Annotated in this window: 30 protein-coding genes; 20 read left to right on the forward strand and 10 right to left on the reverse strand. The window is 51.7% G+C overall.

The features are described from left to right. Window positions 1–34 precede the first annotated feature (34 nt). Window positions 35–658, forward strand: coding sequence for a 3D domain-containing protein (locus M6D81_RS10965; RefSeq protein ID WP_262676923.1), 624 nt, complete (start codon window positions 35–37; stop codon window positions 656–658). Between the two features lie 76 nt (window positions 659–734). Here M6D81_RS10965 and M6D81_RS10970 read toward each other — a convergent pair whose 3' ends face one another. After that, window positions 735–1565 carry a polysaccharide deacetylase family protein gene (locus M6D81_RS10970; protein WP_262677052.1) on the reverse strand — a complete coding sequence of 277 codons (831 nt, stop codon included), beginning with the start codon at window positions 1563–1565 and terminating at the stop codon, window positions 735–737. Window positions 1566–1699: 134 nt separating this feature from the next. After that, on the reverse strand, window positions 1700–2965 hold the full coding sequence (locus M6D81_RS10975) for a methyl-accepting chemotaxis protein (RefSeq protein WP_262676924.1): 1266 nt from the start codon (window positions 2963–2965) through the stop codon (window positions 1700–1702). A gap of 271 nt (window positions 2966–3236) precedes the next feature. Here M6D81_RS10975 and M6D81_RS10980 point away from each other — a divergent pair, with 271 nt between their 5' ends. Then, window positions 3237–3644 (forward strand): O-methyltransferase, encoded by a 408-nt coding sequence (locus M6D81_RS10980; RefSeq protein WP_262676925.1) that lies wholly within the window; start codon window positions 3237–3239, stop codon window positions 3642–3644. A gap of 114 nt (window positions 3645–3758) precedes the next feature. Here M6D81_RS10980 and M6D81_RS10985 read toward each other — a convergent pair whose 3' ends face one another. The 3 genes from M6D81_RS10985 to M6D81_RS10995 form a co-directional block, all read right to left on the reverse strand. Next, a complete protein-coding gene (locus M6D81_RS10985; RefSeq protein ID WP_262676926.1) occupies window positions 3759–4688 on the reverse strand; it encodes a TIGR03943 family putative permease subunit in 930 nt (309 codons plus the stop codon). Further along, the gene (locus tag M6D81_RS10990) at window positions 4685–5716 is read right to left on the reverse strand and encodes a permease (RefSeq protein ID WP_262676927.1); all 1032 of its coding nucleotides are present in this window, start codon (window positions 5714–5716) and stop codon (window positions 4685–4687) included. The genes M6D81_RS10985 and M6D81_RS10990 overlap by 4 nt, the downstream gene beginning before the upstream one ends. A 94-nt stretch (window positions 5717–5810) precedes the next feature. Continuing rightward, window positions 5811–5990: a DUF5325 family protein gene (locus tag M6D81_RS10995; RefSeq protein WP_262676928.1), complete on the reverse strand. Its 180-nt coding sequence runs from the start codon at window positions 5988–5990 to the stop codon at window positions 5811–5813. Between the two features lie 116 nt (window positions 5991–6106). Here M6D81_RS10995 and M6D81_RS11000 point away from each other — a divergent pair, with 116 nt between their 5' ends. Beyond that, window positions 6107–6310 carry an alpha/beta-type small acid-soluble spore protein gene (locus M6D81_RS11000; protein WP_262676929.1) on the forward strand — a complete coding sequence of 68 codons (204 nt, stop codon included), beginning with the start codon at window positions 6107–6109 and terminating at the stop codon, window positions 6308–6310. A gap of 164 nt (window positions 6311–6474) precedes the next feature. Here M6D81_RS11000 and M6D81_RS11005 read toward each other — a convergent pair whose 3' ends face one another. Continuing rightward, window positions 6475–7461: a metal-dependent hydrolase gene (locus tag M6D81_RS11005; RefSeq protein WP_262676930.1), complete on the reverse strand. Its 987-nt coding sequence runs from the start codon at window positions 7459–7461 to the stop codon at window positions 6475–6477. 92 nt (window positions 7462–7553) lie between these two features. On the opposite strand from M6D81_RS11005, the gene M6D81_RS11010 reads away from it, so the two are divergent. After that, a complete protein-coding gene (locus M6D81_RS11010) occupies window positions 7554–7838 on the forward strand; it encodes a hypothetical protein (protein ID WP_262676931.1) in 285 nt (94 codons plus the stop codon). 4 nt (window positions 7839–7842) lie between these two features. Here M6D81_RS11010 and gerQ read toward each other — a convergent pair whose 3' ends face one another. Further along, on the reverse strand, window positions 7843–8313 hold the full coding sequence (gene gerQ / locus M6D81_RS11015; protein WP_410795724.1) for a spore coat protein GerQ: 471 nt from the start codon (window positions 8311–8313) through the stop codon (window positions 7843–7845). A gap of 239 nt (window positions 8314–8552) precedes the next feature. Here gerQ and cyoE point away from each other — a divergent pair, with 239 nt between their 5' ends. After that, window positions 8553–9440 (forward strand): heme o synthase, encoded by an 888-nt coding sequence (gene cyoE, locus M6D81_RS11020; RefSeq protein WP_262677053.1) that lies wholly within the window; start codon window positions 8553–8555, stop codon window positions 9438–9440. Window positions 9441–9477: 37 nt separating this feature from the next. After that, on the forward strand, window positions 9478–10086 hold the full coding sequence (locus M6D81_RS11025; protein WP_262676933.1) for an SCO family protein: 609 nt from the start codon (window positions 9478–9480) through the stop codon (window positions 10084–10086). On the opposite strand, the gene M6D81_RS11030 is transcribed toward M6D81_RS11025, so the two are convergent. The 3 genes from M6D81_RS11030 to M6D81_RS11040 all read right to left on the reverse strand — a co-directional run bounded on the left by M6D81_RS11030 (window position 10087) and on the right by M6D81_RS11040 (window position 11980). Continuing rightward, window positions 10087–10461, reverse strand: coding sequence for a ribonuclease M5 (locus tag M6D81_RS11030; protein WP_262676934.1), 375 nt, complete (start codon window positions 10459–10461; stop codon window positions 10087–10089). A gap of 118 nt (window positions 10462–10579) precedes the next feature. Further along, a complete protein-coding gene (gene yjcZ / locus M6D81_RS31685; protein ID WP_317259113.1) occupies window positions 10580–10717 on the reverse strand; it encodes a sporulation protein YjcZ in 138 nt (45 codons plus the stop codon). 99 nt (window positions 10718–10816) lie between these two features. After that, window positions 10817–11980, reverse strand: a complete 1164-nt coding sequence (locus M6D81_RS11040) for an MFS transporter (protein WP_262676935.1) — start codon at window positions 11978–11980, stop codon at window positions 10817–10819. A gap of 165 nt (window positions 11981–12145) precedes the next feature. Between M6D81_RS11040 and M6D81_RS11045 the strand changes: the two genes are divergently transcribed. The 14 genes from M6D81_RS11045 to M6D81_RS11110 all read left to right on the forward strand — a co-directional run bounded on the left by M6D81_RS11045 (window position 12146) and on the right by M6D81_RS11110 (window position 26920). Beyond that, the gene (locus M6D81_RS11045; RefSeq protein ID WP_262676936.1) at window positions 12146–12646 is read left to right on the forward strand and encodes a hypothetical protein; all 501 of its coding nucleotides are present in this window, start codon (window positions 12146–12148) and stop codon (window positions 12644–12646) included. Window positions 12647–12702: 56 nt separating this feature from the next. Next, a complete protein-coding gene (locus M6D81_RS11050; RefSeq protein ID WP_262676937.1) occupies window positions 12703–14808 on the forward strand; it encodes a peptidoglycan D,D-transpeptidase FtsI family protein in 2106 nt (701 codons plus the stop codon). Between the two features lie 257 nt (window positions 14809–15065). After that, complete coding sequence (locus M6D81_RS11055) at window positions 15066–16061, forward strand: metal ABC transporter solute-binding protein, Zn/Mn family (protein ID WP_262676938.1); 996 nt, start codon at window positions 15066–15068, stop codon at window positions 16059–16061. Window positions 16062–16099: 38 nt separating this feature from the next. Next, a complete protein-coding gene (locus M6D81_RS11060; protein ID WP_317259114.1) occupies window positions 16100–16909 on the forward strand; it encodes a metal ABC transporter ATP-binding protein in 810 nt (269 codons plus the stop codon). Further along, complete coding sequence (locus tag M6D81_RS11065; protein ID WP_262676940.1) at window positions 16906–17847, forward strand: metal ABC transporter permease; 942 nt, start codon at window positions 16906–16908, stop codon at window positions 17845–17847. The genes M6D81_RS11060 and M6D81_RS11065 overlap by 4 nt, the downstream gene beginning before the upstream one ends. Further along, window positions 17844–18740: a metal ABC transporter permease gene (locus M6D81_RS11070; RefSeq protein WP_262676941.1), complete on the forward strand. Its 897-nt coding sequence runs from the start codon at window positions 17844–17846 to the stop codon at window positions 18738–18740. Before M6D81_RS11065 ends, M6D81_RS11070 begins: the two co-directional genes overlap by 4 nt. 1415 nt (window positions 18741–20155) lie before the next feature. Beyond that, on the forward strand, window positions 20156–20686 hold the full coding sequence (locus M6D81_RS11075; protein ID WP_262676942.1) for a TetR/AcrR family transcriptional regulator: 531 nt from the start codon (window positions 20156–20158) through the stop codon (window positions 20684–20686). Then, on the forward strand, window positions 20683–21003 hold the full coding sequence (locus M6D81_RS11080; RefSeq protein ID WP_262676943.1) for a DMT family transporter: 321 nt from the start codon (window positions 20683–20685) through the stop codon (window positions 21001–21003). The genes M6D81_RS11075 and M6D81_RS11080 overlap by 4 nt, the downstream gene beginning before the upstream one ends. Before the next feature lie 15 nt (window positions 21004–21018). Continuing rightward, entirely contained in the window at window positions 21019–21390 is a 372-nt protein-coding gene (locus tag M6D81_RS11085; protein ID WP_262676944.1) for a DMT family transporter, read from the forward strand. A 76-nt stretch (window positions 21391–21466) separates the two neighbouring features. Next, entirely contained in the window at window positions 21467–22216 is a 750-nt protein-coding gene (locus tag M6D81_RS11090; protein ID WP_262676945.1) for a Cof-type HAD-IIB family hydrolase, read from the forward strand. A 184-nt stretch (window positions 22217–22400) separates the two neighbouring features. Next, window positions 22401–22883, forward strand: a complete 483-nt coding sequence (locus tag M6D81_RS11095) for a DUF456 domain-containing protein (protein ID WP_262676946.1) — start codon at window positions 22401–22403, stop codon at window positions 22881–22883. Window positions 22884–22910: 27 nt separating this feature from the next. Beyond that, complete coding sequence (locus tag M6D81_RS11100; RefSeq protein WP_262676947.1) at window positions 22911–24596, forward strand: putative polysaccharide biosynthesis protein; 1686 nt, start codon at window positions 22911–22913, stop codon at window positions 24594–24596. Window positions 24597–24708: 112 nt separating this feature from the next. Continuing rightward, complete coding sequence (locus M6D81_RS11105; protein ID WP_262676948.1) at window positions 24709–25152, forward strand: OsmC family protein; 444 nt, start codon at window positions 24709–24711, stop codon at window positions 25150–25152. A gap of 166 nt (window positions 25153–25318) precedes the next feature. Then, the gene (locus tag M6D81_RS11110; RefSeq protein WP_262676949.1) at window positions 25319–26920 is read left to right on the forward strand and encodes a copper amine oxidase N-terminal domain-containing protein; all 1602 of its coding nucleotides are present in this window, start codon (window positions 25319–25321) and stop codon (window positions 26918–26920) included. Window positions 26921–26971 lie beyond the last annotated feature (51 nt).

The raw sequence follows: 26971 nt of genomic DNA on the forward strand, positions 1-26971 counted from the left end.
CCTCTGCACACTGGTTTTTATAGGAGGAAATGCAGTGAAGAAATCTATAATTATTAGTGCAGCTATCGCTTTATCGATCTCGTTATCCGCAGGTACGACCTATGCGGCTTCGTCGCATACCGTCGTCAGCAACGATACATTCTGGAAATTGTCTCAACAGTACAACATAGCGCTGGAGCAATTGATGAGCGCCAATGCCGGCCTCGATCCGCTGAACTTGCAGATTGGCACGAAGCTTGTCATTCCCGGTACAATTACAAGTATGAACGCCAATGAAGCGGCGCCTGTACAGCCGGAAGCCAAGACAGTTATGGCTCCTAGCGGCGTGCAATATACTTATGCCAAGCAATTGAATGTGAAAGCAACCGCCTATACCGCTTCCGCAGCGGAGAACGGAGGATGGGCCGGTCTTGACTACTTCGGCAACAAGCTGAAGGTCGGGACGGTTGCAGTAGATCCCAAAATGATTCCGCTGGGCACGAAGCTTTATGTTACAGGCTATCAATATAACGGGTTGCCGGCAGGCGGCATGCTGGCTACGGCAACAGATATGGGCGGTTCAATTAAAGGCAACCGGATCGATCTGTTCGTCCCGGGCACGACTCAGCAAGCGAGTAAATTCGGCATTCAAGACGTCCAGGTATATATTCTGAAATAGTAAAAAAGGGCCAATTGCTTGATTCACAAGCAGTTGGTCCTTGCTTCTCCTGTCGCTGCTTCTCCCGATCGCTTCGTTACCGGTACGCTTTCTTGCCCAGCAGTTCAGGCAGGGTGACGAGCTCGTAGCCTTCTTTACGCAGCTTGCTGATCAACCGCGGCAGCGCTTCTACAGTTCCGCTTAGATCCTCATCTCCGCCCCCATGCTGCAAAATGATGGAGCCGGACTGCAGCGTACGATCAATATTGACCAGCACCCGATCGCTGGTCGCCCCTTGTCTCCAGTCTTCAGAATCGACATCCCAATTAATGATGGTGTAGCCGTTCCTCATCCCCCAGCGTACTTGCGATGGCAGCACTTCTCCATAGGGCGGCCGAATGAAGCGGGGGGACAAGCCTGTAAGATGGCGAATAATGACATTCGTACGCCAGATCTGATATTCGAACTTCTCTTGGGGCAGCTTGGAGTACAGCGCATGATTATAGGAATGGTTGCCTATTATATGGCCTTCCCTGCTCATACGCTGGATGATTGCCGGGTACTTGGCCGCCCTGCTGCCTACGACGAAGAAGGTCGCGCACACATCATGCCGGGCCAGTATATCCAATATGGCCGGCGTATAGCGCGGATCGGGCACATCGTCGAAGGTTAATGCGACAAGCTTGCGGCTGCGCGGCCCATTCATGATGAATGTGGAAGGGAACATATGATGAAGCTTTACCCATGACATTACAGCGGCCTTTCGCTGCTTCCCTTTCTTTCGCTGCTTGCTTTGAGCGGAGACGGATTCGGCCTGTTCCTGGCCGGTATCTCTTGCAAGGACGGTGGAAACGGGGGTTAAGCTGATCAACATACTCATCATTATGACCGCAGCGACTGTTTTGGTAATCGACGCAAAAATTCCCATTTTCACTTCCCGTCCTTCAATCATGAAATGGTGTATTCGTAATTTTGCCGACATTGCCGGTATCCATTCGTCCTCCAATAAAAAAACTTGCTCCAAGACGGGATGTCCTGAAGCAAGCTGGTGCAATAACTCCTTTATTTCACTTTGAATACTTGAATCGTGCGCTGCAGTTGGGTAGCCATAGATAGCATGCGCTCCGTCTCCTCGACGACGGCCTGAACGGATGCGATCTGTTCGTTCATGGAGGCGGATACCTGCTCCGTGCCCGCGGCGGATTGCTGGGTTATGGCGGAGATATTCTGGATCGCCGATGATATTTTGCGTGCGCTGTCCAGCATGGCATCGCTTTCCTGGGAGAACGCATAGATCTGATCCGTTATGAATCGTATGCTTTCGACGATCTCCTTGAACACAACCTCCGATTGATTGATGTGTACGGATTGAAGCTGAACGGCTTCTTCGTTGATCTTCATATTGTTGATAGCTTGCTTGATGCCTTCATCGATGCTCTTCACAAGATTGAATACTTGCTTCGTAGATGCAGTGGATTCTTCCGCCAGCTTGCGCACCTCCTGCGCTACGACTGCGAAGCCCCTGCCATGATCGCCCGCACGGGCTGCTTCAATGGATGCATTCAGCGAGAGCAGATTCGTCTGCTCCGCAATGTCCGAGATGGTCGTTGTAATAGCGGAGATGCCTTGCGCCTTGCGCGCGAGATCTTGAATCGTCTCGGCCACCTTGGCGGTTGCGTCTACATTGCGCTGCATGCCGGATGCCTGAACCTCCAGCGCATCCTGCCCCTTCTGTACGAGCTGAACCGTCTGTTCGGAGCAGGTATTCATCTCCTTCGTGGACTGCGCATATGCGGATACCTTCTGCTCGATCTCATTGATGGATTCGCTCATGTCCGCGACATCATCCGATATGGCATTCGCTCCCGTCGCCAGCTCGTTGGAAGAAGCGGCTACCTGTTCCATGGCAATCTTGATATTGTTGTTCTTGTCGAAGATGCTGCGGCTCGTATCGGCGACATGACGGATTATGTTCGTTGTCTCGGACAATATATCTCGGAGCTTGTCTACCATGCTGTTGAAGGAATGGCCCAGTTCTCCGGTTCCCGAAGAAGAGGAAGTATCGATCTTCTGAGTGAAATCACCTTTGGAGATGCTGTAAGCGGCACTGGATATTTCATCGAAGGAGTGGGTAATCGCTCCCTCGAGGAAGGATACAGTGGGATACAATGCGACTGCAAGGATTGCGGCAACAATGACAATGGACACGATATTGCCGCCTGCAATGGCAATCGCTGTAATGGCAGCGATAGTAAAGAGCAGCAAATTGGAATAAAGCATGATTAACAATTTATTGCGTACCGTTTGCGAATAGTACCATTGAATCATTATGTAAGCGCTCCTTTTCTTAGAATAACCATATTATAGCACACGAAGTGCGAAAATGGTCTATAATTGTCAAAGCCTATTATAGTACTTATCGGAGGACTTTAGACCGATTTGAATAGGTATATTAGCGCAAATTTCTTTTCGGAAAATACAAATAAACTTTTCGGTGAAATCAAGCATGGGGCCATGTACCATTATAGACAATTCGAGACCTGAGAAATTTGTCGGGTTGCTATATTTTATGTCGATTATAAGGAGGGAGTTTACGCGTATGAAGGAGAATTCGACATCGCTTGCGCGACAGGTGGATTTTGTATTCCGGCAACTGGAGGGGGAGTTGAAGAACACGGCGGCCGGTACGATATTGATTCACATTCGGAACAATGCAGTGGGGAAGTTCGGCTTGCGTCATCATCCCATCTCAAGCAAGGACGGTAAGCTGGAGCCTGCCAATTGCGGCCTGACGACCCAGCAGGTTCAAGATTTTCGCCAGATGGCCATTGCTGCGTTAAAGTACAGAAAAGATTGGACACACGGCGAAATTCTGTATGATTTCTCTGTTCGCGCCAATACGAATTCCTGGTCGGCAAGCGTACTGTATGAATCCAATTACAATATGGCCAGCTGGAATTCGCGATTTCAAGCCCGCAAGTTCGGTCTTCAGACCGATTACTGCTAGCGGCGATTCCAAGAAGATCATTAACGAATGGGCATAAGGACCTCTGCATCACCTTTGCATCCGCATACCGGGCTTAGCGAGGTCCTTCTTCCGATAAAATTGCAGCAATAATGGCTATGAGCCAAATTCGAGATCGGGATAGACATAAGGCGATTCCGGCGCTTCGATACGCTCGATCTTCCGTGTATCGATCACAATGATTTCATGTTCTCTGTAGAGAGAGGTCGTTAGCTTGCCGCGCACCCTCACCCATTCATCCTCTCCATACTCTCGCGCTTTCGGCCAGATAATCATCAGGCCGTAAGGAAGAGCGTCTGCAGAGCAGCAGTTCATTGCGAATCTGCTGACGGCAATCCTGTCCTCGCCCATCTCTTCTTCCCGATAGACGAAGCCGGTTATTTCCACTTCCTTGCCAATGAACGCTTCCCGGTACAGATCCAGTGTCGTCAACGTCTCGATAAATTGCTTCTCCGGCACGGCAATAAGCTCCTGCTCGTACAACAGCTTGCCGTATGCGGCATGGTCAACCGTATACTGATCGGAGGGGAACAAGGTGTCCAGCGCATCCGAATCGTCTGATGGATTCGGCGCTTCAGCCTGCTCGCCTGTGTCGGACTCCGTTCTGTCCAGCTCGGATGCCTTCTGCTTCGATGGCGCCGTCTCATCGTTCAAGCGGGCGATGGAGCCGCTGCCATTCAAGCTGACCCCCTTCTTCGCCGCCAGTGCGCTCCCCAGCGTGCCGGTAGGAGCGAGGAAGCCCAGCAGAAGCGGGAATAGGAACAGGCCGTAGATCATCACATTTTTGATGCGGGACGGAGGAGGAGCGTGATCGCAGCCGCAGGAAGCGGTTCGTTTGCCGGACCTCGCCTTCAGCGCCATATACACTTGATAGACGGCGGCGGTATACAGGCCGATCGCGGACAGCTTGATCCATATTTCCATCCGAGGGGCGATATAGAGAATCATCTCTCCTGTTCGGAACAAATAGACAATCAGCATGGCGAAGCCCGCCAGAATGGCAGCCCGCAGCAGATGATGCATCATAGCCATACCTCCGCAATCGTTGATCCAATCAATGTGAATGCTGCACATAACACAATCAGCAGAAGAACGAATTTAACCTTGAACGTGGACAGCAGCATAAGCGTATTTTTGAAGTCGATCATCGGGCCGAATACGAGAAAGGCGAGCAGCGGTCCTTGCGAGAACAAGCCGCCGAATGAAGATGCGATAAAGGCGTCCGACGTGGAGCAAATGGATAGCACATAGGCAAATACCATCATAAAGCCATAGGCGAGAGCCGGCTGGTCGGCAAAGGATACCAAGGCTGCCCGGTCGATCACGGTCTGGATAATCGCGGTAAGAAAGGCGCCGAAGATGAGGTACTTGCCCATCTCGAAAAATTCATCGGAGGCGTGCGATAATGTAGCTGCAGCTCTTGCTCCGATTCCCTTCGGCACATGATGATGTTCCACGTGACTGTGACCGTGACTGCAGCCGGAGACGGCAGGAGGCGCTTCGCCTCTTAATGGGCTGCTCTTCATGAACAGATGAAGCAGCAGGCCGATGGCGACCGCAACACCGAAGGCAATGGCCATTCTGGCATAAGCCATCTCCGGAGCGGTTCGGAAAGCGGTGAAGGTCGACGTATAAACGATAGGATTGACGATCGGACCCGCAAGCAAGTAGACAATGCCGATATAAGCGGGCATGCCCTTGCGGATAAGCCGACGGATGACGGGAATCATGCCGCATTCGCACAGCGGGAAGACGATGCCGAGCAGCCCCCCGAACAAGACGCCGGCGACAGGATGGCGAGGCGTATACTTGCGGATGGTCTCATCGGTTACGAATACTTGCAACAGCGCCGAGAACAGGACGCCGAGCAGGATGAACGGAAAAGCCTCCAATATGATGCTGATGAACAAAATTTTAAAGTTCTGGAAATTGGCGCTCTCAAGCGCATGCGCAAGCTCCGGAAGAAGCTCCCGTTCCGTTAAAATCAAGTAGAGCATGACGATGCAGCCCAAGCCCAGCAAGGAGGTGCCATACTTCATTAAAGGTCGTCTCATGAATGATTCCACTCCATCTTTTATGTAATCATTACGATTAAACGTCATTATGATTAGTATAGCGTATGCGGCTTGTCTTGGCGATAGGACAGCTTTAATGTTTGTCGGTTTTTTTTCTGAGACGCGCTTTCACAATAAATCCGGTACCTATGCTGAATAGGCTCAGAACGCTGAACAACAGGACCAGCCAGCCGTTGTGGCTAATAGAGATAGCCGTAGCGCTCATGAACAGGACGGACATCACGGCAAAAAATAGCGATAGTGATTTGGACATGGAAGTCTCTCCTCATATTTTTTTTAGAATGCGGCATAGTTTTCGAAAGGATGCACATAATATGTTTGCAAGCTTGCAACAGATTAAAGTGCAGAGGACGAAAGGAGAAATACCGAATGGCAAATCAATTAATTGTCCCACAAGCAACGCAAGCGCTAAATCAAATGAAACTTGAGGCAGCGCAAGAACTTGGCGTACAAATTCCGGCAGACGGCTATTACGGTAACGTTTCGACTCGTGATGCGGGTTCGCTTGGCGGATACATCACGAAGAAGCTTGTACAAATGGCCGAGCAGCAACTGTCTGGCGGATTCCGCTAATAGCAACTCATACACAACTTGAAGTTGAAGCTAAAGCTCAAGGGCAACCTTGGGCTTTTTCATATTGACTTCAGAAAGCAAAAAAGCAAAAAAAGCAAGCTCCTTCCATTGTGAGGGATGGAGCTTGCTTCGTCAATCCCGTTAATCCGCCAATGCCCATGGCATTAATAAGTATCCATGCGCAGCCTCTTCATCAGGCGTTCGTCGCTAAGCCAGCCGACGTAAGAACCGAGCGTCTGATATTGCTTGTCCATAAGCAGGACTGCCACGAACGGGTATTGCTTGCGGTGACGATAACGAACATCGCACCATCTGACCTCGTATCCCCAGCCGTGCTGGATCACTTCCGCACAGGCGAAGCTTGTGAAGTACAGGAAGGAGCGGATGGCGGGGTCGCTCTTCGACTTCTCTACGGCAGGATGGTCGTCGCACTTGACGGTGTCCAGCCAGCTCAGATGATTGCGACGCAAATTGCCGACATGGAAGGTGCCGTCTGCCGTCTGCTTCACTATGTTCCAAACATCGAGCGAAATGGTGGGAATGGCGATATAGGCATCTTCTTTCGCATGCGTCTTGTCGAGCCGGGCCAGTCTTCTTACCGTGCGTCGTGCCGAAATTGTACGCCATATATAATAGAAGAACAGCAGCGCGTACATGAGCGGGAAGAGAGTCGCAGGATTGGCCAGTCCGCCTGCCCAGAGCAAGATGGCAATAATATGGACGGTAAAAATAACGGGATCGAAAATATGAATGATGTTCCACGATATCCATTTCTCATTAAATGGTCTCATCGCTTGAGTGCCGTATGCGTTGAACAGGTCGGTCAGAACATGCACAACGACCGACAGCAGTATCCATCCGCCGACATGCAGCCAAGGCAGACTGCCCCGGTACAGCAGCTGCAGCAAGCCTGTAAGCAGCACTGTCCATACGAGAATGGCGGGCAGGGAATGAGACAATCCCCTGTGATTGCGGATGTAGCAAGCATTGCCTCTCAAGCGAAGCAGATTGTCGAAGTCCGGCGCTTGCGAGCCGGCTACCGTCCCGAGCAGAACGGCGGTTTGGACGGCGGGATTGCCGGCTACGACGGGGTCCACCATGGCCAGCCCGGCCAGCCCGATGCCCATCACGAGATGCGTTCCTGTATCCATTTCCTTCATGTCCTCCCTGCGTGTATACTTGAGCTTAGTATCGACGACTGGCGACAACTTTATCATTGGTTCGGGAAGGGGACTGCAGCCAAATGTACATATGTTTTGCAGAGTACAAAATTCATCCGGAGTATCGGGAACGCTATGTGAAGGAAACAGAACGCTTGACGGATGAATATTCCGGCAAGGTTGGTCTCTATGAAGGTACAGACCAGCCCTGCCTGTTCGTTGAAGTGTGGCATGCAGACAGCTCTGAGGAAGCGGAGCGCATAAAGAAAGAGCGCTCTGACGAGCGCTCAGCCTGGCATGTCGTGACGCCATGGATAGTCGGGGGCAGAGGCAAGCTCCATATATGGACGTTCAAGCCAATCCGCTGATCGGTTAAGCGTTCAACGGGGTGCTTTGCGTGATTGTCTGGCCATTGAAGGGATATTCATAATTGATCTGTTCGTTGAAGGTGACATAGTCCAGATTCAGCATAAGAAGCAAGTAGCGCATGCCGGTGGAAGGATCGCTAATCACAATGTGGTCGCGTCCCGCCGCTTCAATGACGCCCTTGAAAATCTTCGCATTCCATTCCCGATTGTTCTCATAGGTCATGTAGAAGGTGGCCATCTTGCCGCGATTTAGGCGAAGTATGTTCTCGATATAGGATTCCTCACGCGCTGGCGCTCCGCCTTGCATATAAGAGCCGCTCGGCACGACGGGAGGAGTGGCTGCGGATTGCATGCTCATGCCTCCCATTGGAGCATAGGGGCTGCCGTAGCCGCCGAAGCCGCCGCCATAAGCGTATGCACTCGTATTAGGTGCTGTTGCAAGAGGCGACACATTGGGCGTTGAGGAAGGTCCCATATTGGCCATGCTGACTTGCTGTTTGTAACCGTAATTCGACATTCTTCTATTCCTCGCTTTCCATTTTAGTACACGGCATTATCTTTAACTTCATATGGGCTAATCACTACATGGTTATTGTATTGCAGGCTGCCGGGATTGGTTACAGAAGTTTTGTCACAATTTGAGTGGCGAATTCATGAACAAACAAGAGGAACATTGTCACCAACCCTTTTTTTCGGTATGATTAGTAACGATTCATCAAAGGTCACACTCGGGAGGCTCGCTTCGTGTTGAAGGATTGGATTGCATTGACGAAGCCGCGGCTGTTGCGGCTCAATATATTTGCCGCGCTGGGCGGCTTCTGGGTCGCTTCAAAATGGGATCTGGATATCCCGTTAATGATATGGATGCTTATCGGCTCTACATTGACGATGGCTTCGGCGACAGTCGTCAACAATTATTGGGATCGCGAATTGGATGAGAAGATGGAACGGACGAAGAACAGGGTATTGCCGACCGGCAGAATGAAGCCGCTCACCGTGCTGGCTTACGGTCTTATTCTCGGCATCGTCGGCTTGGCGGTTCTGTTCACAATGGTCAATCCGCTGACGGGCTTACTCGGTCTGCTCGGGTGGTTCGCTTATATCGTTATTTACACGATATGGCTGAAGCGAACGTCGACATGGAGCACATCCGTCGGCGGCATCTCCGGCGCCATGCCTCCGGTTATCGGCTATTGCGCCGTCACGAATGAGGTCGATGCAGGCGCTTGGCTGTTGTTTCTCCTCATGTTCCTGTGGCAGCCCGCCCACTTCTGGTCACTGGCCATTCGCAGAGTGGAGGAGTATCGCAAGGCTGGATTTCCGGTGCTGCCAGTCGTGAAAGGGATCAAGCGCACGAAGATGCAGATGATTCCATACGTGCTGCTGCTGCTTCCGACGGTCGTTCTGATGTATACGTATCATTATGCCGGCATCTATTTCCTTATCATTGCCCTTGTGTTTACTGTCGTATGGCTCATTCATACATTGACCGGCCTGTCCGCGAACAATACGGACAAATGGGCGAAGATCAATTTCTTAATATCCGTCAACTACTTAATGATTGTATTTATTGCTTTAATCGCGAATACATTGAAGGCATGACAATTCGCTGTATCAATGGGGAATGGGGGAAGAAGAGATGTCAACGCTGCGAAAGCACGGATTCAAGATTGCCGTATTGGCGCTCTGTGCCGTCATGGCCGTCTACTTGCTGCTGACCTATGTATGGAAGCCGGAGGAGAAGCTTGGCATGCTTGGCGCCGCGGCCGACTTCCAGCTGGAGGATATCGATGGCAATGCGTTCTCCATGGCGGAGTCGAATGGGAAAGTGCGGCTATTGTACTTCTATTTCGCCAATTGTCCGGATGTATGCCCGCCTACGACTTACCTGCTGTCGGAAGTGCAGGAGAAGCTGCGGGAGCAAGGGAAGCTGGGCACAGAAGTGGAGCTTGTCTCCATCACCTTCGATCCGGTACGGGACACGCCCGATGTGATTCGAACGTTCGCAGAGCGGACGAGCGTGGAATTCGACGGCTGGCACTTCTTGAGAGGCGGCGAGGAAGAGACCGTGAAGATCGCCAAGGATTATATGGTCGGGGTTACGAAAATCGAGGAACAGAACACTTTCATTCATACGAACGTCGTTACGTTGATCGACAAAGACGGAAATATTCGCAAGCGGTTTTCCGGGACGGCGGAAGATATGAGCGTAGAGGAGATGATGAAGCAGCTGGATAAGCTGCTTTAATCAGAAGTCTTCCTTGCTCCATACGGAAGCGGGATCGAGCGAGTCATAGCGGATATGCTCCTCGAGACCCGCTTTTTCCAATTGCTGGACCAGATAATCCTCGGGAGTATGCTCTACTCCGGGATAGCCCTTGCGCGTGTACATGTGCTCGGCGTCGGGGAATACGTCGCGCAGAAGGCCTCTTATCCTCCTGCCTGAGGCATCATTGTCGGTGAAGATGAATACTTGCCTGTCGAGTACTTGGATGCGCAGCTTCTCCAGCTGCCGTGTTCCGGGCGTGCCATATGTGCACAGAACGGGTACGTCCGGCAGCAGCACGCGCTGCAGCTTGCTGCGGTCATTCTTGCCCTCTACGATAATGATGGGCTCCGCCATCGCTTCCACCTCACTCCATCTCAGTCAATATCAGTATAGTGTGTCTAGTGTACCACGTTCCAAGGCGGAATTGAAAACAGCCCGCCGTGAAGGCGAGCTGCAGGGTCGAACGAAGGGATTACCAGTACCCGGAGCAAATCGTGCATCCAATAATGACAAGCAAGATAAACAGGACAAGAATCATCCCTATATTCGTGCCACAGTGATGATGAACGGGGCCAACGCCGCCTTTAACCGAAACATTGCCTCCTGACATAACAGCCACCTCTCTCTCGCGGTCTATAATAGTCAGTGGTCACCTGACCTAATGTATCATATGTACTTCAGGGGCGAATGCCATGTGCGCATACCCAGATTAGGAAAAATGGGTACTTGACGAGTAGGTTCGCGTGCGGTGGAAAGGGATCAAGGTAACGGCGATCATCAGAGCAATGAAGGCAATGTAATAAGGAGAGACATGGTCGCGCACCTGCCCCGCCAGCGTAGGACCAAGGAAGGCGCCAACGGAGAATGCGATGGACAGAATCGAGAACGTGCGGCCGTAGCGTGTGCCCCCGCTCAATTCAATAAGCAAGGTGGAAAGGGCCGGAAGCACAATGCCCTTCGCCATTCCGATGCCGAACAGCAAGGCTGTAAGCGGAAGCGGGAAGTCGGTCGCAATGCCAAAGTACAATAGCGCGAGAACGAATGTTCCGTAGAGCGTACGGTGATATGCGGGCAGGCGGTTCAGGAACATCATGCTTAGCGTGACCAGTGCGCCGATGCTGACAACGGAGAAGAGAAGGCCGGTCGTCATCATCGCCTCCTTCGTCTTCGCCAGCAGCGGCAGCTCGAACGAGAGAATGCCCTGAGCGCAGGCGATCCCGATCGGAAGCGAGTAGATCAGCCAAGGGATAGACGCTTCCGCTGGAGGAGCCGCGTGCTGTACGCCCTGTTTGCCCTCACTTGGTTGTTCCTGGCGGACGGAAGAGGCGTCCATGTCTTTGATAAAGAAGATCGCGCACAAGGCGGTTACGATTAGCACCCATCCAAGCAGTGTGAAGGCGGTGCTGAAGCCGATTCGGGCGACAAGATAGGCGCCAGCAGCGGGAGACACGACGGAGGCCAGCGTATGGACGAGACCGTTGCCCGCCATCAGCTTGCCCTGCTCCGTGATGCTGCTGGTCAAGCGAGCCAGCAGGGAGAGGCAAGCGGGGGAGAGGAAGGCCAGCACGAAGCCGCTCAAGGAACGAAGTACGAGCAGCTGCCACGGATTCGTGACATAGGCCTGGAACAGCAATATAATGCCTGCCGCCAGCAGGCTGAATACGATGAACAGGCGGCTGCCGTACCGGTCCACACCAATGCCGGCGATCACATTGCCCGGCAGGTGGGTAATGGAATAGATCCCCATCATGAGGCCGATGAAGGATGGTGCCGCGCCGATGGAGATTGCGAAGGGCGTCAGAATCGGATATTGCGCATGCAGGTCGAAGAACGCGACGAACAGGAACAGATAAAGCCATATTGCGGTTTTCACAGGCGTGCCTCCTTGCAGGGATGTGCGTGTATGTATCCTATTACCTACTTGTACGCCCGGATGGGACAGGATATGTCTTTCTTTTGGAAGAGGCGGCATTTACGACCTATTTCCGGTAAGCTATAATATTTTGTAATGGCAATTCGAGAGAGGTATAATGGAGGTATGATGATGGAGTTTTTTGATTTTTCTTCCTATGACTGGGATACGTGGACGACGTTTTTGAAGGAGAACTGGCTTATACTGCTTATCGCGCTTATTGCGCTCTTCCTTGTCATCCGCATTGTGAAAACAATCATTAAGTGGGCAATCGTAGCCATTATCGTCATCGGGATCGTTCTCTATAGCGGCTATACGCTGGAGGATGTGAAGGAGATCGGATCGAAGGTGATGGACACTTCCATCGACGAACTGAAGGAACTGGGTTCGAAGGTGAGCGAGTCCGTCAAGCAAGAAGCGGTAAATGCCATGATGGGAGAAGCGCAAGACGCAACCTATACATTGGAAGAAGACGGCACTTATACCGTAGAGACAAAAAAAATTAAACTGAAAGGCGAGACGGGGGCCGGCCAAGTGTACGTCTCCGTTCACGGGGCGCCGTATATCAAGCTTCAGTTGGACGAAGCGATACAGGGATTCATTGAGCAGTCCAAAAGCAATAACTGATCGTTGGCAATCATGGGGTGAACCATTGCAATTTGCAAGTGTTAGGGGGGGCAGAAATGTCGGATGATCCGCAAAAGCGGGAAATCGAGAATCGCCGACGGTTCTCGTTTCGATTGAATATTTTTTTCTTTGTCGTATTCGCCTTGTTCAGCGTACTTATCATTCGTCTTGCCGTACTGCAATTCGTGGAGGGGCCCACGTTAAGCCAAGAAGGCATGCGCAAATATATGAAGGACAATCCGCTGCCTCCCATTCGGGGCAACATCTATGACGCTAATGGCTATCCTATCGCCTATTCCACATCGACACAATCGCTCTATTACACGATTCAGCCGTCCACCAGCCAAGAGAAATCGCTGGAGATGGCGAAGGAGGCGGCTGTGGAGATCGCCGAGGTGTTCAACGAATTCGGCGATCCCGATAAAGCGATGAACGTGGACGATGTCATCTTCCAAATGGACCTGGAATCCAGAAGGGATATCATTACGACGCCTAGACGGATCAAGTCGGGACTGACGAATGAAGAGATCGCTTATTTCATGGAGAATCGGTCCGCGTATCAGGGAATCGACATTGTGGAGGAGAGCATCCGGAATTACGACGAGGATACGATAGCCGTGCAACTTGTCGGATACTTGAAGAAGTTCAAGGGCGTTCGGGTGGACAACGAGTTCTACAAGGGAAAGCTTGATGAAGAGGACAAGACACTGCAATATTTGGAGGAAGAAGAAGTCGGTCTCGACGGTCTTGAATTCATGTATCAGGATGTGCTGCGCGGCAGAAACGGCTTGAAGTCCTATCCCATCAACAACCTGGGCATGATCTCGGGACCAACCCAGATTACGTATCCGGAGAAGGGCTCCGATCTGTACTTGACGATCGACAAGGATGTGCAGCTGAAGACGGAGCAGGCGATCATGGATCATCTGGAGACGATCCGGAAGTCTTCCAATCCTTATGAGAGGGCTGAATATGCGCAGACGGGCTTCGCGGTAGCGATGGAAGTTGACACAGGGAAAGTTGTGGCGATGGCCAGCATGCCGGATTACGACCCCAACATATGGGCGGGCGGCAGCATCAGTCCCGAGGATTACAAAAACTTCAGCCACGTGCTGTCCAACGGCACGATCAGGTCGGTCTACGGCCCGTATGAGACGACCGAGGAGCGCAACAGACATCCTTCCTCCATCGTACCTTCAGGCTCGGTTATCAAGCCACTGACGGTATTGGTGGGATTGAACGAAGGATTCTTTACCCCGGCTACAAGATATAACGATACAGGTTTATTCTCATACGGGAAGAAGGGGTATGAGACGTATATCCGCAATTCCCAGTTCAAGTCGTTCGGCAAAATTGACGGTGCGAATGCGATCCGCTATTCCTCCAATACGTTCATGGCGGCCATGATCGGCGATCCGCTCTATATGAGGGGATCGGTGGACGGGAAGAGCAGCGTCGAAATATGGGACAGCTATATGAAGCAATTCGGTCTCGGCGTATCGACGGAGAGCGGACTTCCCGGGGAGAGCAGAGGCGTTATCGACTACTTCAAGGAAGCGGAGCGGGCCAGTCCGCAGTCGGCGCTCATTCAGGCCTCCTTCGGCCAGCAGGGCCGGTATACCGCGTTGCAACTGGTGCAATATACGGCGATGCTTGCCAATCGCGGCAAGCGGATGAAGCCGCAATTCGTGAACGAGATCCGCGATACGGATGGACGGGTCATTCAGACATTCCAGCCCGAAGTGCTCAATACAGTGGATTACCCTGACGCCTTTTGGAAGGAAATCGAAGACGGCATGTCGCAGGTTAGCGTGAAAGGCTTCGACGGCTTCCAGCACAGCTTCATGCGCAAGACGGGCACGTCGGAGCAGGATGTGGCCAAGCGCAGAGCGAACAATGCCGTGTTCATCGCCTATGCGCCGGCCGACAAGCCCAAGCTTGCAGTTGCTGTCGTCGTTCCCGACGGCGGTTACGGCACTTACGGCGCCGCGCCGATCGCCCGGCAAATCTTCGACGCCTACGATGCGGAGATTGGACTTCGCGGCGTTCCGAACGAAGCGCTGAAGTCGCCAGCCGACCTTGCTCTGGAAGGTGAAGGAGGACAAGAGGGAGCGGCAGGTGAAGGTCAGGAGCAAGCTCGCTCCGGCGAAGCTTCGGAATAGATGATATAATGAACGGTCCTGCATGCCGGATGCGATCTGGCTGCAGGGCTATTTTTGTGAAGAGTTTAGTTGATTCCCGATGTTCGTCAGCCAGGCGGATGTCATTTTTTTAAAATAAATGTTGCACTAGAGAAACATTTTTGTGTATTATTAAAAAAGAGGCGCAAGACTAAAATAATAGACTGAGGCAAAAATGTAGTAGTTCATGGGTGGGGAACAGAGAAAAAACATAATGAAGGATCTGGAGGAGAAACGAGATGAAAAAAACAGGAAGAGTGAATTCGGCAGTACGCAGGTGGATGATGACCGTCCTATTTTTAACGATGATTGTCGGGCTTGTGTCAGCCTGCGGCAATGAAGGGAATAACGGCAAAAACGGCGATAGTGGCAATGGAGACAAGGGCGATGGAAGCAAGCTGACAATAACGGCAACTACCGGCATGATAGCCGATACGGTCGCGAATATAGGCGGCGTGCATGTCGAGGTGGAAGGGCTGATGGGACCGGGGATCGATCCCCATCTGTACAAGGCTTCGCAAGGCGACGTGAAGAAGCTTGATGAGGCAGATCTCATCTTCTACAACGGCCTGCATCTGGAGGGCAAGATGGGCGAAATCTTCGAAAGGCTGGAAGGCAAGAAGCCAGTTGTAGCTGTTGCTTCCAAGATTCAGGAGGACAATCTGATGAACGATCCGCAGGGGCAAGGCGAAGCGATTCACGATCCGCATATCTGGTTCGATGTGAAACTATGGATGTCCGCGGCAGAAGTCATTCGCGATACGCTGGTCGAAGCGGACCCGGATCATGCCGAGGATTATAAGAAACAAGCCGAGCAATATTTGGCAGAGATGGAGAAGCTCGATGCTTACGCCAAGGAACAGATCGCAACGATTCCGGAGAAGAGCCGCGTCCTTGTCACGGCGCATGATGCATTCGGCTACTTCGGCAATGCTTACGGGATGACAGTAAGAGGACTGCAGGGCATGAACACAATGTCCGAATTCGGTTCCAAGGACGTCGCTGAGCTGCGCGACTTCCTTGTAGAGAATAAGATCAAAGCTGTATTTATTGAATCCAGCGTGTCCACCGACTCGATCGAGTCCGTCATCGAAGGCGCTAGCAAGCTTGGTCATAAAGTTGTCGTAGGCGGTGAGCTGTTCTCCGATGCCATGGGGGAAGCAGGGACGACCGAGGGCACTTATCTGGGCATGGTGAAGCATAATATCGATACGATTGTCAACGCGCTGAAGTAACAAGTCAACATATTGCAAGACGAAAGTGAGTGATTTGCATGAGTGTGGCGTACAAGGAATTGAAGATGGAAGTCGGAGCATCGGCCGCTCCTTTATCCGTTCGGGAATTAAGCGTAGCTTATCAGAAGAAACCTGTGCTGCGGGGGGTGTCCTTCGATATTACGGAAGGCGAGCTGATCGGTGTCATCGGCCCTAATGGCGCGGGCAAGTCGACGATGATGAAAGCGGCGCTCGGTCTCATCCCCAGCATTAACGGAGAGGTGAACGTCTATGGCAAGCCGGTCAAGCAGCAGCGTAGATTGATTGGTTATGTGCCGCAGCGCGAGTCGGTGGACTGGGACTTTCCGACGAATGCGCTGGACGTTGTGCTGATGGGCACGTATGGACGGCTCGGCTGGTTCCGCCGTCCCGGCGTCAAGGAGAAGGCAATGGCGATGGAATGTCTGCAGAAGGTGGGGATGGCCGACTTCGCCGACCGCCAGATCAGCCAGCTGTCGGGCGGTCAGCAGCAGCGTGTCTTTCTGGCACGGGCGCTTGCGCAGGACGCCAAGCTGTATTTTATGGATGAACCGTTCGCGGGAGTGGACGCGGCGACGGAGAAGGCGATCATTACCCTACTGCAGGAGCTGAAGAAGCAAGGGAAGACCGTCATCGTCGTGCATCATGATCTGGCGACAGTTGAACAATATTTCGATTCCGTTCTGATGCTTAATGTGGAGCTGCAAGGGTTCGGCCCTACGGAGCAAGTATTCACGAAGGATAATTTGCAGCGCACTTACGGGGGGAGATTCGCTTTCCTGGATCAGGGAAAGCTGGGGTCCGCCCGTGGAAGAGGTGAGCAGCAATGAAGAATTTTTGGGATATGCTGGCCGATCCCAATATGCAATGGATCTTCATCGGATGTATATTGCTCGGGCTCAGCAGCGGCACTATGGGCAGCTTCGCCTACCTGCGGAAGCAAAGTCTGGTAGGCGACACGCTGGCGCATGCCGCTCTTCCCGGTATCTGTATCGCATTCATGTTGACGGGAGTCAAGTCGATCGGCGTCTTGCTTATCGGCGCTTCCATAGCTGGAATCATTGCTACTTTCGGAATTGAGGCTATAACGAGACACTCCAGGCTGAAGCAGGATGCTGCGCTCGGCATCGTGCTTTCATCCTTCTTCGGCCTTGGCATTGTATTGCTAACTTTCATTCAGCATGGCGATTACGGCAATCAGGCAGGGCTGGACAAGTTTCTGTTCGGCCAGGCGGCAGCCATGGTCGGCTCCGACGTTGTGACGATGTCTGTCATTTGCATCTCGCTTATTACGGTTTGCATGCTCTTGTTCAAGCAGTTCAAGCTGATATCCTTCGATCCCGGCTTTGCCAAGGGGCTCGGATATCCCGTTACCTTCCTGGAGCAGTTGCTCATGCTGTTGATCGTCATAGCGGTCGTAGCTGGTGTGCAGGCTGTAGGTGTCGTGCTGGTTGCAGCTCTGCTCATTACGCCGGCGGTATCGGCGAGGTACTGGACGAATCGTCTCTCTACGATGGTCATATTGTCCGGCGTGTTCGGCGGCTTGAGCGGCGCGCTGGGCACTTGGGTCAGCTCGTCGGTATCCAACCTGCCGACAGGTCCGGTAACGGTACTTGCCGCAACGACGTTGTTCGGCATCTCGATACTGTTCGGACCTCAGCGCGGACTCATTGCCAAGCGGCTGCTGCGTGTGAGCGTCAGGAAGCAGTTCATGCTGGAGCATGACGTTCACCGTGCTAAGCGTGTGAAAGGGGAGACGGCGTTATGAGCGACTTCTGGATATTGCTAACAGGTTCTCTCGTTGCTGCATGCTGCGGCGTAGTCGGCGTCTTTCTCGTGCTGCGCAAGATGGCTATGATCGGAGATGCGATTAGCCACTCCGTCATGCCCGGCATCGTCATTGCCTTTCTGCTCAGCGGCTCGAGGGACTCGTTCCTTATGATGACTGCGGCGCTGGGATTCGGACTGATTACAACATTCTTGATCGGCATGTTCCAGCGAAGCGGCATTCAATCGGATGCTTCTATCGGCGTAGTGTTCACTGCACTATTCGCTGTCGGCGTCATACTGGTCAGCTTGTTCGCACGGCAGGTTCATCTGGATCAGGATGCGATTCTATACGGAGAGATAGCGTTCGTGCATTGGAACTTATGGGAAGCAGGCGGCGTTAATATGGGACCGAAGGCGGTATGGCTGCTTGGATTCACGCTGGTAGTGATCGGGACGGTTATCGGCTTGTTCTACAAGCAGTTCAAGCTCTGCTCCTTCGATCCTGCGCTTGCGGCGGCGCTGGGCATACCGGTGGCGTTCTTTCATTACTTGCTGATGGGACTCGTGTCGATGGCAACGGTCAGCTCCTTCGAGAGCGTCGGAGCGATTCTTGTCGTCGGCATGATCATTATCCCCGCGTCTACCGCTTATTTGTTAACAGACAAGTTGGGTATGATGATCGTCTTGAGCATCGTTTCCGGTATTGCCAGCGTATTCCTGGGCTATTATGTCTCCATGGCGCTGGACGCTTCTATTGCGGGCTGTATTGTGTGCGCTTCGGGCGTGCTGTTCGTCGCAGCTTTCCTGTTCTCACCTTCGCATGGCTATGTCATGCGGAAGCTTCGCCAGCGCAAGCTCGCTTCTCGGAGCGGCGTTTCAGCTTCCGCATAGGCTGTATGGCTGTGCTGTGTAGCAGTGTGGCAGTGTGGTGCCGAGAAGGTGTTGGCGGCGAGTTAGGATTTTGCTTCACGGTACTTCAATTTAAGGCGTTCATTTTAACAATGGTACTGCCTACTAGAGTGAAGGGTGTTTCCAGGTTGTAGCCGATAGGGCTGCAGCATGGAACACCCTTTTGCTCGTATAAAGCGGGCGGGATTCGTGAGGGGGGAAATGGAGAAGATGCGCCGCGTTTGTATGAAAAATCGTACAAATTGCTGGGTAAGTGGAGTAGATGTGCCGTGTTTGTATGAAAAATCGTACAAAGAGAGGGGTAAGTGGAGTAGATGCGCTGCGTTTGTATGAAAAATCGTACAAAATGCTGGGTAAGTGGTGTAGATGCGCCGCGTTTGTATGAAATATCGTACAAATTGCTGGGTAAGTGGAGAAGATGCGCCGCGTTTGTATGAAAAATCGTACAAATTGCTGGGTAATTGGAGTAAATATGCGGCGTTTGTATGAAAAATCGTACAAAATGCTGGGTAAGTGGAGAAGATGCGCTGCGTTTGTATGAAAAATCGTACAAATTGCTGGGTAATTGGAGTAAATATGCGGCGTTTGTATGAAAAATCGTACAAAGTGAGGGGCAAGTGGAGAAGATGCGCCGCGTTTGTATGAAAAATCGTACAAAGTGAGGGGTAAGTGGAGAAGATGCGCCGCGTTTGTATGAAAAATCGTACAAAATGTTGGGTAAGTGGAGTAGATGCGCCGCGTTTGTATGAAAAATCGTACAAAGTGAGGGGCAAGTGGAGAAGATGCGCCGCGTTTGTATGAAAAATCGTACAAAGTGAGGGGTAAGTGGTGTAGATGCGCTGCGTTTGTATGAAAAATCGTACAAAGTGAGGGGGGAGTGGAGTAAATATGCGGCGTTTGTATGAAAAATCGTACAAAATGTTGGGTAAGTGGAGTAAATATGCGGCGTTTGTATGAAAAATCGTACAAAGTGAGGGGGGGAGTGGAGTAAATATGCGGCGTTTGTATGAAAAATCGTACAAAATGCTGGGTAAGTGGAGTAAATATGCGGCGTTTGTATGAAAAATCGTACAAAGTGCAGGGGAATGGGGTGTGCGGCTAGATGGATTGTCTCTTCGGGGGAACATGTGCTACAATAAAAACCGTCCAGACGGTCGGTTGAGATGCAGAGAGTTACACGAGGTCAGTGGAAGACTGCTGCGATACGCAATAAGGAGAGGTCAGCGGAAGACTGCTGCGATACGCAATAAGGAGAGGCAGCGGAAGACTGCTGCGATACGCAATAAGGAGAGGCAGCGGAAGACTGCTGCGATACGCAAATGTGCTAAAACATTCCACGTTAGTGTGAAGCCATACCGTCATGATCATTTGTGCACAAACAGGAGGAAGCCGAAACGATGATTCAAAAACACGATATTCTTGCCGCCGCGGTAAAAATTATTGAGGATAAAGGCTTGAACAATTTAACGCTTGAGGCGATTGCCGCCGAAGCCGGTGTCAGCAAAGGAGGGCTGCTTCATCACTTTCGAAATAAGGAGGATTTGATCCGAGGCTTGAACGAGAGAAGCGTCGAGTCGTTCCAAGGCTTCATTCAGGAAGAGATGAAGACATCGGGCAGCTATGTCCAGTCATTCGCCAAGGCATCGTTCAAGCAGTTGAACGATCCCGATGAAATATCGATGAATGCGAGCATGCTCGCCGCGATTGCCAATTATAAGGAATTGCTTAGCTCATGGTCGGATGAGTATGCGGTATTTCGTCATAATGCCGCAGGGGAGAATGCAGCGATTGAGAAAAGCTTGATCGTACGGCTCGTATGCGACGGCTTAATGTTCTCCAAAATGTTCAATCTGGACCCGCCTAGCGAGGAAGAACAGCGGCTTATACTGGCAGAATTGGAAAACATGATGAAGGAGCCAAAGGCATGATTGCTGCTTATCTATTACTAGGATGCGCTATTGTGATGGAAGTGCTCGGCTCTTCTATGCTGAAGCTGTCGGAGGGCTTCAAGCGTCTGTTGCCCTCGATCGGGGTCATCGTTGGATACAGCGTTGCCTTCTATCTCTTCTCGATTGCGTTGAAGCAGCTCCCGCTTGGCGTCTCTTATGCGACTTGGAGCGGAGTTGGCACCGTATTGACCGTGCTGGTTGGCGTATACATGTTCAAAGAGAAGATTAACCGGAAAACAATAATTGGACTGGTGCTGCTGCTTGTCGGCATTATTCTACTGAACCTGCAAAAATAAACGGAGGAAGAAAATATGAGAAGGGCAGTCCTTTTTTTAACATGCGCAATTGTATTTGAAACATTCGGAACAACGATGCTGAAGCTGTCGGAAGGATTTACAAATGTCTGGCCATCCCTTGGCGTAGCGGTCGGGTTTCTTATTTCTTTCACATCACTGAGTCTGGCCCTCAGGAAAATCCCGTTGTCCGTCGCTTATGCGACATGGTCTGCTGCAGGTACGGCATTAACGGCAATTATCGGCTTCATGCTGTTCTCGGAGCAGTTGGATGCGGTAAAAGGGGGCGCTCTCGGCCTGATCATCGTCGGCATCATTATTATGAATATGTCCCACTCCAACGATCAAAGCAAAGGAAACACCGCTGTTAAACTGTCTTCAAAAGGATGAACGGATCTGAAGTCGCTGATGTCCATATTCTGTGATACAATAGTCATTATGAGATTTACGGACAGGGGTGGACTTCATGACAAAATATAAGCTGGTAGCACTGGATATGGACGGCACACTGTTGAACGAAGCAAGCGAGGTTAGCGAGGAAAACGCGAAATGGATACACAAAGCGCTGGATGCCGGAGTGGCTGTCATCTTCTCGACGGGAAGAGGCTTTCAGAGCGCTTATCCCTTCGCCGAGCAATTGAAGCTGGAGACGCCGATGATAACGGTTAACGGGGGAGAGATCTGGTCACGTCCCCACGTCTTGCATCAAAGAACTCAACTGGGCTCCATGTATGTGAAGCAGCTCCACCAATTGGCACGGGCTTATCCCGAGGTCTGGTACTGGGCTTATTCGACTGTCGGCATCTACAACAAGGAGAATTGGTACCAGGAAGTAGAGGATTATGACAATTACCACTGGCTGAAATTCGGCTATTATACGGAAGATGATGCAGCTAGAGAAGCCATACTGGCGGAAGTGCAGAATTGGGGAGCGCTGGAGATCAGCAATTCATCGCCGCAGAACATCGAGTTGAATCCGCAAGGCGTATCCAAGGCGAGTGCACTGAAGGAATTGTGCAAGTTAATGAATATTGACATGTCCCAGGTAGTGGCGGCCGGAGACAGCTTGAACGACATTGCCGCAATTCGCGAAGCGGGACTCGGCGTGGCGATGGCCAATGCGCAGGAGGAAGTGAAGCAGGCTGCCGATGTCGTAACGTTAAGCAACAACGAGCATGGCGTAGCAGAGCTGATCAAGCATTACGTGTTGAGATAGGCCGCCATTGGCTAAGGCTCCGATCAGCACAAGTACGGTCACGTTACCTTTGGCGGCTCATCGATAGACAAGCAACTAACCGGAACGACAGCGGCGGTTCATCGTATATATGAGAACGCAGTTGGAGGAATAATAGGCAGACTGCTACTATAATACATGCGAATATGCGAAAGGTGAGCTGTCAATGGATATTTTGGGATGGATACTTGTCATATTGCTGTTTGTCGTAGGGATGGCCGGGGCGATCTACCCTATATTGCCGGGTGCGCTTGCCATTTATGCGGCGTTTTTTGTTTACGGCTGGTTTTTCAGCTTCAGTGAATTCGGCTGGGTATTCTGGACGGTGCAGACGTTAATCGTCGTCGTGCTGTTCATTGCGGATTATGCAGTCAGCGCCTGGGGCGTGAAGCGATTCGGCGGCTCCAAGGCATCTATCGTCGGCAGTACAATCGGGCTCATATTCGGCCCGTTCGTCATCCCGGCGTTCGGACTCATTATCGGTCCGTTCGCCGGTGCGGTTATTGGGGAACTGATTGCAGGCGCTAACATTGAGAAATCGATCAAGGTCGGCTTCGGTTCGGTCGTCGGCTTGTTCACAAGTGTTGTGGTGAAATTCCTGCTGCAGCTGGCCATGATCGTCCTGTTCGTGCTGTGGCTAATATTCTAAGCTTTTGAGGAGTAATGATGATCGACTATGTCCATGTTGAAGAAAGATTCATTAATTAAAGGCACGCTCATCCTGGCGGCTGCGGCGCTGGTGGCGCGATTTCTGGGATTGCTGCAAAAAATTCCTCTGGATTATATGCTGGGCAAAGAAGGGAACATCGCTTTCGGTCTTGCGAATCAAATCTATCTCGTCCTGTTGCTTGTCGCCACAGCTGGCTTCCCCAGTGCGATCAGCAAGATGGTGTCGGAGCGCTATGCGCTGGGCAAAGTGGAAGAAGCAAGGCGTATTTACCACGCCGCTTTGGTGTTCGGAGCGGTATCCGGGCTTATTCTTGCAACGTCTTTATTTGCATTCGCCCCTTTCATTACTAGCGAAATAGCTCAAAGTCCGGAGGCCGTATTTGCTGTAAGGGCTATTGCTCCTGCGTTAATTTTGTTCCCGATTATAGCAATGATGCGCGGCTACTTCCAGGGCAGACGAATGATGTCGGCGGGCGGCATGTCGCAGATTGTGGAGCAATTCGTGCGCGTGCTGCTCGGTCTGGCGCTAGGCTTTCTGGTGCTGCAGCTGGGATGGGGAGACGATTGGGCAGCTGCCGCCATTACCTTCGGAAGCGTCTTCGGAAGCATCGCCGCTTTCGGCGTGATGCTGCACTTTGCCCGCAAGCTGAAGCGGATGGATACTGCAGACGCCGGTAGAATGAAAGCGGAGTCGTCTTCGCCGTTCATGCCAATCCACTCAAGAACGAACGGAAGAAGCGGCGGATCGAAAGTGAAGTATTCCGCAATTTACCGTGAAGTTTTCTCGATGTCCTTGCCCGCTATCGTCACTTCCATGGCGATCAACGTCATCTACTTGTTCGATCTGGTATTCTTCAATCGACTGACCGATGGCTATTATTTGAAGGATGCAGCTACGGTCGTATTGGAGGATTTGACGTTGAAGGCGCAGTCGTTGGCCGGCATTCCGCCGATACTCGCTATTGCGCTAGGCTCCTCCATTGTTCCTATCGTTGCCGCTGCCTATAAAGTGAAGAATATGAAGGAAGTGGAGCGTCAGGCCTCCAATGTGATTCGCATTGTATGTTTTACCGGCGTGCCGTTCGCTCTTCTTCTGTCAATCGCATCTTATTCCATTACGGGCTTGCTGTTCGAGTCACCGAGCGGAAGCGACGTAGTTGCGGCTCTATCCGCGAGCACCATTGTACAAATTACGATGATGACATCCAACTCTATCCTGTATGGCATGGGCAAGCAAAAAATATCGATGACCCATACGCTGATCGGGCTCATTCTCAAGGCCATCATCAGCATCGCGCTTGCACCGTTGATGGGCGTGTACGGCTTCGTCGTCGCTTCGATCATCTGTTTCGTCGTCGTGACGATGCTGAACTTGCGCTGGCTGAACAAGAAGGAAGCGAAGCTTACCGTGCTGGGCAAGCGCTGGCTGCCCTATATCGCGGCAGTTGCCATTGCGGCGCTGGCGGGATGGGGAGCGGAGGTCGGCGTATTGTCGCTAACAGACGGTCTGCATGCCAAAATCTCCTACTTCCTTGCCGCGGCATCCGTAGCACTTGTGATTGGAGGACTGTATCTGATATTGCTTATTTTGCTCCGTGTCGTCAGGCCGGAAGATGTGAACGCCTTTCCAGCCGCGCTGCGCAAGCCGTTTAATATACTGATGAAGCTGATTTATCGGCAACGGGCAGTATAAGCACGCAATTATGACACATTTGCGACAATGTAACAAAAGTCACAATGCAATTGGGATAAGCATGCTATGATGGAACCATAACCATATAATTGCATTTTGGGAGGAGAGCATCATGGCTGTAGAAACTTTCAAAGCAACTGCAGAACTGCAACAAGGACTCGTGGTGAAAGCGGGCTCCAGAGGATTCCAGGTAACGCTGGACGAACCCAAATCGCTCGGAGGCACCGACACCGGCATGAATCCGGTAGAGATGGTGCTGTGCGCTCTTGGCGCATGCCAGGCGATTGTTGCCAGAGTCTACGCAAAGAAATTCGATATTCAACTGAACAGCTTCCGGGTAGAGTTGGAAGGCGATCTGGATACAGACGGCTTCATGAACAAATCCGATGTAAGACGCGGTTATTCCGATATCCGTTACAATATCGTTATACAGACGGATGCCGACAGAGAACAGGTAGAGAAGTTCGTGGACTTTATCGAGCAGACTTGCCCGGTAGGAGATACGATCGCCAATCCTGTGAATGTCAAGCGCAATCAAATTATTATCGAGTCGTAATTGAACGGACCGCCCCCCGATCCTTTTAACAGGAGACGGGGGTTTTTTCATTATAAAAAATATCCTCTCTCTCCTAGATTTACAAGCGATTCTGATCTCTAGTACAATAGAGAAGTCTGATAGGTTCATAGATTGAGATACATAATTAAAGGAGCGAATGCTTGAAATGGGAAAGAGATCGTGGCGTAGCAGGCTGATGTTGTTGCTGCTGGCAATGTCGCTTGTATTGGTGGCCGGCTGTCAAGCCGTCGGCGGTGTCGACTTCAACAAGGTGCTGAAGAATGCGCTGAAGGTGCAGTCTGGCGAGAGCAAGCAGACGTTGGAGCTCAAGCTTGAGCTGAACGACGAGATGCTGGAGGACATTCCGGAAGAAGAGCTTGCGGTTGTCAGGATGTTGTCCCATGTGAAGCTTGAGCTGAGCGAAGTGAAGATTCAGGACGCGGAGAACATGTCAATGGAAGGACGCGTGTCGTTCGGAGACGATACCGGCCTGTCCTTCGCCTTCCAACTGTCCCCCGAGAAGCTGGTAGCCGATCTGGAAGGGGCCAAGCATCCGTTCGTCGTTGATCTCGCTTCGATGGCGTTAGCGGATGAGGAGTGGATGTACGAGGGCGAAGAGGAGATGGAGTCGATCGATACCGAGGCGCTCACTCCCGTTGTGATGGAGATGATCGATATGGTCGGCAATTACGCGATCGATAATCTTCCTAATCCGCGCAATTTGAAAGTATCGCCTGTCTACGAGCAAGTTAACGGTGTCGGAACGTCGCTGATGCATGTACAGATGGAAATGAACGGTCCGGAGCTGTGGGATTGGGCGAAAGGGTATGTAGACGCGCTCTATTCGGATCGCGAAGGACTTGAAGCGATGATGAAGGGCGTCATCGAACTGATGAACGACAATACCGAGCTGTGGCCGCTTTACAATGAAATGCTGCAGCCCGAGAAGGGTGTTCTGGATGCTCCGACCGTAGACGAAGAGATCTCCGATGCAGCGGATGGGATCATGGAGATGCTGGAATCGCTGCAGGAAGAGATGAGGACGGCCGAAGTGGATGATTCCTTCGACATCGTAGTGAGTGACGCACTGAACATGAAAGTGGATATGTATGTGGACAACAAACTGAACATTCGCAAGTCGGGCTTCGAACTGAGTTACGAACTGAACGAAGAACTGGGCGACGATCAGTTGGAGGAGCAGATATTGCCGCTCAAGCGCATTACGCTGAAATCCGATATGGAGCAATGGAATGTGAACGGCTCTGTGGAAGCGGATAAGCCTGTCGTGACGGAAGATACGATTGATGTGCAAGAGCTGGACAGCATGCAAGGCTATGAAACGATCAGACTGTTCGAGGAAGACTCCTTCCTGTACGATCTGCTTAAGAACAAGCTGCACATTACCCGTCAGACGTATACCGCCTACAACGATGATTATTACAATCCGCCGATTATTGTGCCCGGCTATATTACGATCGTACCGCTTCGGGATGTAGCCGATACGTTCGGCTCGGAGATTGCGTATGATCCTGAGACGCGGAGCATTGAGCTATACGACGAGGCGACGGATACGACGATCGTTATGGCGATCGGCAGCGACCAGGTGACGGTGAACGGGGAAGCGGCAGTGTGGCCGTTCCCGGTCACATCGATCGATTCCACCGCTTACGTGCCGGCGCGAGTTTTTGTTGAGGCGCTTGGGGCAACGATCGAATGGGAGACGCTGTATGAAGACTTCAAGATGCTGACAATTCAGCGCGATCTGTAGAGAAGCCGTACAGCATAACGAGGTCCGCAGAAGCGCGAGGCGGTGATTGTC

The organism is Paenibacillus sp. J5C2022, assembly GCF_025567625.1.
In the GTDB taxonomy this organism is placed as follows: Bacteria; Bacillota; Bacilli; order Paenibacillales; family Paenibacillaceae; genus Pristimantibacillus.